General features: G+C 66.9%; 6 protein-coding genes. All 6 read left to right on the top strand.

Annotation, left to right across the window (positions count from 1 at the left end):
• The first annotated feature begins 71 nt into the window (after positions 1–71).
• Positions 72–1,682, top strand: coding sequence for a CTP synthase (locus SY1_RS04095; RefSeq protein WP_015556273.1), 1,611 nt, complete (start codon positions 72–74; stop codon positions 1,680–1,682).
• 39 nt (positions 1,683–1,721) lie between these two features.
• Complete coding sequence (locus SY1_RS04090) at positions 1,722–2,339, top strand: hypothetical protein (protein ID WP_208872798.1); 618 nt, start codon at positions 1,722–1,724, stop codon at positions 2,337–2,339.
• Positions 2,340–2,353: 14 nt separating this feature from the next.
• Entirely contained in the window at positions 2,354–2,914 is a 561-nt protein-coding gene (locus SY1_RS04085) for a hypothetical protein (RefSeq protein ID WP_208872796.1), read from the top strand.
• Between the two features lie 85 nt (positions 2,915–2,999).
• Positions 3,000–4,121 carry a hypothetical protein gene (locus SY1_RS04080; protein WP_208872795.1) on the top strand — a complete coding sequence of 374 codons (1,122 nt, stop codon included), beginning with the start codon at positions 3,000–3,002 and terminating at the stop codon, positions 4,119–4,121.
• Between the two features lie 37 nt (positions 4,122–4,158).
• Positions 4,159–4,710 carry a hypothetical protein gene (locus tag SY1_RS04075; RefSeq protein ID WP_015556272.1) on the top strand — a complete coding sequence of 184 codons (552 nt, stop codon included), beginning with the start codon at positions 4,159–4,161 and terminating at the stop codon, positions 4,708–4,710.
• On the top strand, positions 4,689–6,269 hold a 1,581-nt coding region (locus tag SY1_RS04070; RefSeq protein WP_208872793.1), incomplete at its 3' end, for an LPS-assembly protein LptD. The genes SY1_RS04075 and SY1_RS04070, both read left to right, overlap by 22 nt.

The following is a 6,269-nucleotide window of genomic DNA, read 5'->3' as shown; positions in this document are numbered from 1 at the left end:
CAATCATTAAACGCGAATTGGTATAAGTCGTCGAGAACTGTCAACCGTTAAGTCCAAGGGGGCATCGAGGAATGGTGAAGTACGTCTTTATCACTGGCGGCGTGGTCTCCTCGCTGGGGAAGGGGATTACGGCCGGATCCGTGGGCACCCTGCTGAAAAAGCGGGGCCTGAAGGTCTCCATCCTCAAGGTGGACCCTTATTTGAACGTGGACGCCGGCACGATGAACCCCTTTCAACACGGTGAGGTGTTCGTGACGGACGATGGCGCCGAGACGGACCTGGACCTGGGGCACTACGAGCGCTTTATCGACGAGACGCTCAGCGAGCAGAACACGATCACGACGGGAAAGATCTACTCCAGCGTCATCGCGAGGGAACGCCGGGGGGACTATCTGGGGGGGACGGTGCAGGTGATCCCCCACATCACGAACGACATTCAGGAGCGCCTCGTGCGCGCCGGAGAAGGGCTTGACGTCCTGATCGTGGAGATCGGCGGCACCGTTGGCGACATCGAGAGCCAGCCCTTCCTGGAGGCGATACGCCAGATGGCGAACCGCGTCGGGCGGGAGAACGTCGTCTACTGCCACGTCACGCTGATCCCGTGGCTCGAGGCGGCGCAGGAGCTCAAGACGAAGCCCACCCAGCACAGCGTCCAGGAACTGCGGCGCATCGGCATCCTGCCCAACCTTCTCGTGTGCCGCACCAGTCACCCCATGGACCAGGGCATGAAGAACAAGATCGCGCTCTTCTGCACCGTCCCTTCCGAGGCGGTCATCGAGGTCATGGACGAGCCGACGATCTACAACGTGCCCATGGCCCTGCACCGGCAGAGGTTGGATGACCTGATCCTCCGCTACCTGGAGCTCCCCTGCGACGCGGAGCCCGACCTCTCGGACTGGAGCCGCGTCGTGGACCGCTTCATGAACCCACAGGAATCCGTGGACATCGCGCTGGTGGGCAAGTACGTCCAGCACAAGGACGCCTACCTCAGCGTGGTGGAGGCACTCCACCACGCGGGCATCCACCACGACGTGCGCGTCAAGGTCCACTCGGTCGAGGCGGAGGACCTGGACTCCTGCGACCTCGCGGGCGTCCTTGGCTCCATGGACGGCATCCTGATCCCCGGCGGGTTCGGTCCTAGGGGCGTGGAGGGCATGATCCGCGCCATTCAGTACGCGCGGGAGAACCGGGTCCCCCTCCTGGGGATCTGCCTTGGGATGCAGATGATGGTGGTGGAGTACGCGCGCAACGTCTGCCACCTGCACGGCGCCCACAGCAAGGAGATGGACCCCTCCACCCTGCACCCCGTCATCCACCTGATGGAGGAACAGCGGAACATCGACAGGCTGGGGGGGACGATGCGGCTGGGGGCCTACCCCTGCGACCTGACGGAGGGGACGCTGGCCGCCCGCGCCTACGGGACGCTCCACATCTCGGAGCGCCACCGCCACCGCTACGAGTTCAACAACGCCTATCGCGAACGCCTGGAGGGGGCTGGGCTGAAGGTGGCCGGGGTCTGTCCGAAGCAGGACCTGGTGGAGCTGGTGGAGCTGCCGGGGCACCCCTGGTTCGTGGGCGGGCAGTTCCACGGGGAGCTGAAATCCCGACCGATCCGGCCCCATCCACTCTTCGCCGGCTTTGTGGGCATGGCCCTGGAGCGCCAGCGCGCGGACCGCGGTTAGCCCTTTGGCCCAAGAGACAATGAGGGAGGTATATTGACCTTGAAAAGAACGTTTTTGCTGTTGGCGGCCGCGTTGCTCCTCTCCATGGCCGTCCCCTGCGGCGCGGGGGCCAAGGACGGGGACAAGAGCTCCTCGGCGCAGATGATGGAGCACATCGAGACGATCGTGTACGGCGACACCTCCAAGGGAGGCCTCACGGAGCGGCTCTCCTCGGTGGAGGAGGCGCTGTTCGGCCGCAGCCTTCCGGGCACCATCGCCGAGCGCCATGCGGCGATCCTGAACTTCCTCGAGGTCGGCACGGAGGACCAGCCCTCAATGATCTTCAAGCTGGGGGTCGCGGAGTGGATCGTCAACAAGAAGATCTACGCCTCCCGATCGGCCGTCAGCCGCCTCGAGACGCTGGAAGCGGACCTGGACGGGGAGGTCCAGCACGGCAAGCCCATCGCGATGCGGGTGGAACACCTCCTGTCCACGCTGGTGACGGACCCCGTCACCTTCCGTGTGGTCACCCTTCCGGGCAACGTGCCGCTGAGGCTGCGCTTTATGGACGAGCTGAGCCCGGCCAAGAACAGGGAAGGGGACCAGGTTCGCATCGAGCTGACGAACGACCTGGTCGTGGACCAGTGCCTTGTGGCCCCCGCGGTTCCCTGGTCCTGACGGAGGTCCGCGAGGTGGTGAAGCCCCGCGTGTTCGGCGTTCCGGGCGAGGTGCGCCTGACGTTCAACGGATTGAAGCCCCTGGGGCCCCAGCGCCCCCCGGTGGCCGTCGGCGAAGCGGCGAAGAAGGCCATTGACGAGGCCCGCAAGACGGGAGACCGCGGCGAGGGCGCCATCGTCGGCGCCGGGGCGGCTAGCATTGCCGGCGCTGCGCTGCTGGGGCCCGTTGGGCTGATCGGCGGCCTCTTTATCCGCGGCAACTCCATCCGGATCCCGGAGGGCTCCATCACCTTCGTGCAGACTTCGGGCGACGTGGAGGTCTACGCCTACCCCATCCCCGACAGCCTGCGCGTAGACCCACTGTCCGCCATTCAGCAGAGCGTCCGGGGGGGCGACGCGCCGCGTCCGTCGGACCCATCGCAGGCTCCCTCTTACGACCCGGACCGCGACACCATCATCAAGAGCGACAAGATCCTGAACCCGGAGAGGACCCGTCGAACCGCCCCGCCGGAGACGACGGAGGACGGAGGAGCGCCGGGCAACTTTGATCTGCCGCCGGAGCAGAAGGTGCGCTGACGCCTTGATTCAGTGGGTGTCCAGTGTCTGCCCGCGGCGCCTGAGGGGAGGGCGATGGAGGTCGTCCCTCCTTGTCGCGGTGCTGTTGGCCCTTGGCTTGACGTGCTCCCGCCGGGCAGGGGCCCAGGAGGCTCCGGACGAGGCGTTTCGCATCCTGGAGCGGTGTACGGCGGCGCACTGGGGGCAGGACTGCTACGTTTGGGTGCTCCACTACCCGGAGGCGCTGATTGAGCCCTGGGTGGAGGCCGAGGCGGCCCGCCGGGGCATGACGGAGGTCCAGAAGGAGGCCTATCGGAGCGCCTTCGTCGCGGACCTTCGCCTGGACAGCTCGGAGGCCTTTCTGGTGAGCGTCTACTCCTTCGGGGCGGCCCCCGTGAGCCTGACGCCGGTGCCGGACAACGTGGCGCTCCTGACCTCGTCGGGCGAACGCCTTCGCCCCGTCCGCTACGACTCCGCCTTGGACGCGCCCGCGTCCGGCGTCGTGCAGGGGCTCGTGTTCTTCCCCAAACAGGCGGACGACGACCTTGCCCTGGTGATCCGGGGGATCGGGGGAGGGGGCGAGCGTGTCTTCGCCTTCAGCCCCCTGGAGGTCAGGGAGCCTGAAGCCCCGGAGGCCCCCGCGGCCCCGGAGGTGGTGGTCGTGGACCTCCCCTCCAGGGGAAAAAAGTCCGTCCGCAAGGTGACGCCCAGGCCGCCGTCGGGGGAGCAGCCGAAGGTCATCAAGCCGAAGGAGCCCATCCCGCCCGCTGCCCCGCGTCCCATCCCCCCGCTGCTCTCCGAGGACTCGCGCGGCATGGCGGACTTCGTGAGGTCCGTTCGGGAGCGGGGTGCGGCTTCCGGGGACGCCCCCTCTTCGGGCCGCAGCGGGGGAGGGACGCCCAGGCAGCTGAATGAGGAGAACTCCTACGTGAGCCGCGAACAGGTGCTGCGGCAGTTCCTGAGCCTGTGGGCCGCCAATCGCGCCGGGGAGATGTACGACATGCTCTCGGACGCCTCCCGGCGGGTCATCTCCCGCGAGAACTTCGCGAAGGAGGTGGCGCGGGCCGCGGAGTTTCGCGCCGGCCTGAAGGAGGAGTACCGCATCGAGTGGATCGGCGAGGAGCGGGCGAAGGTGATCACCGACCGGAGGGTATTGATGTTCCGCTCCCTGGTGACGCGCACCCTGGGCATCGTGCGCGAGGGGATGGCGTGGAAGGTCGTCTGGTGAGGTCGGGTTCAGGCGTCTTGCCGGAGAGGGGGCAGCCATGAAGGTCAGTCGGGTAAAGGTCGGCATGGGCGTCCTCGTCGTCGGCATCGTGGCGCTCGTGCGCTACGCGATGCGGGACATGCGGCTCGACGTGGACCTCCTGCGGGAGGGGCTGATGAACATACCGGGCCTCGTCATGGAGAACATGCAGCTGGCTCGCGAGGTGTCGGGCGACGTCTGGCACGTCCGCGTCCCCTACCTGGAGCGCAGGGGAGAGCTCGTCGCCGTCCGGTCGGTGGACGTCCGCCGGCAGATCAGGGAGGGCGGGGAGTGGTATCTTTTCGGCGCGGAGGGCGTCTACTCCAACGACGAGAGGACGGCCTGCGTCAACGGCCTCCTGGGGACGCTCGAGGCGCCCGCCCGAATCTGGAACCTGGAGAGCCCCCGGCTGCTCTGGTCCGAGGCCAGCGGCGACTTCGTCTTTCCCAGAGGGCTGACGCTCTACGACGACGAGTTTCTCCTGTCGGCTCCGGAGGCCAGCATGGACCGGACGGGAGTGGTCCTATTGGAAAAAGGAGGTCAGCTCCAATGGACGAAACCCTTGGGATGACGGGGGCAAAGGGCGTCTCTGTCCGGGGCCTTGCGGCCGCGGCGCGGACTTTGGCGCTTGTGCTCCTCTTGATGGCTTCAGCGTCCCTTCCCGCTCAGGGGGCGGACGAGAAGGTGGTCCTGAACGCGGACCGCGTCTCCTTCAACGACGCGACGGGGCAGGCCAGGGCGGAGGGGAAGGCGAGCCTGAGCTACCAGGGGACGACGATCCAGGCGGAGCGCATCGACTACGACGCCGAGACTCAGAAGGTGCAGGCCATGCCGCTGCCGGGGGAGCGGGTGATCATGAGCCGGGAGGGCAGGTCGCTGCTGGGGGACCACCTGGACTACGACCTGGTGAACCAGGAGGGGGTGATGACCGGCGCCGCCACGAAGATGCCCCTCCAGGACGGGACGCTCTACGTCTACGGCGGGGAGATCAACGTCATGCCCTGGGACATGGCCGTGGAGCGCGGGGTCGTGAAGGGACGGGTCGGTGGCTCCGAGGACTACGTCGCTCAGTGGCGGCAGGTTTCTCTGACGACCTGCGTGCTGGACCATCCCCACTACCACCTGGAGTCGAAGAGCATCTCCTTCGTCCCCGGCAAGCGCATCGTGGCGAAGAAGCCTCGAATCTACCTGGGCAGGACCTACATCATGACCTCCCCGCTGGACTACGTGGTGCAGATCAAACGGCGGGCGGTGCGCTACTCCGTGCTCCCCTACGTTCAGCACAGCGACTCCCGCGGCACCGGTGGCGGCCTGACGGGAACTTTGGCATGGGAGACGGGGTCCTTCTCGCTGGGCTTCGCCTGGGCGGGCAGGAGCGGGGCCGAGTGGCTCTTCTCGGTGGAGCAGGACCTGGGCCACAACTTCAGCCTCCTGGCCCAAATGGAGTACTCGTGGGACGACGCCTGGTCGGAGACGATCTGGCGCCCCTCCGCCTCCCTGATCTACGAGCGCGACGGCTGGCGCGCGCGGCTGAACTGGCGGCGGGACGAGTACGTGGAGGACCAGAAGGACTCCCTCCACAAGTATAAGGGACGCCTGGACCGCGAGCCGGAACTGGTCCTCCAGACCCCGTGGTTCAGGACCTCCCCCTGGGCCTGGCTCAGCCTGGCCGCCTCCTTCGGCAGCTATCGGGAGAAGCTCCTGGCTCAGGAAGGGGATTTCACGTCCCGGTGGGGACTCGAGGCCCACAGCTATTTCGAGAGGCCTCTCAGCCCGGAGGTGGAACTCTTTGCGGACCTGAGGGGCGCCGCCTGGTTCTACGACCGGGACGACGCGGACCAGCAGATGCTCAAGAGCTTCGTGGGACTGCGCTATCGCCTGGGGGCCTTCGAGATGGGCTCCGCCTACGAGCGCCGGTATGCGTGGGGGAAGAGCGCCATGCTGTGGGACCAGTATCGGAGTGCGGAGAGGATTCACCAGAAGGTGCGCTTCCCGTTGGGGCGCGAGGTCTATGCGGCGTTCCGGGGGAGCTACGACCTGGAAGAGGCCATGATGGACGAGGCGATCTACAGCCTTCAATGGTCCACCGACTGCATGTTGTGGGACCTGCACTTCATGGACGACCGGACG

Origin of the sequence: Fretibacterium fastidiosum (assembly GCF_000210715.1) — a bacterium.
Lineage (GTDB): Bacteria > Synergistota > Synergistia > Synergistales > Aminobacteriaceae > Fretibacterium > Fretibacterium fastidiosum.
Note: the sequence above shows the minus strand (reverse complement) of the source record. Positions and strands in the feature narration are given on the sequence as shown.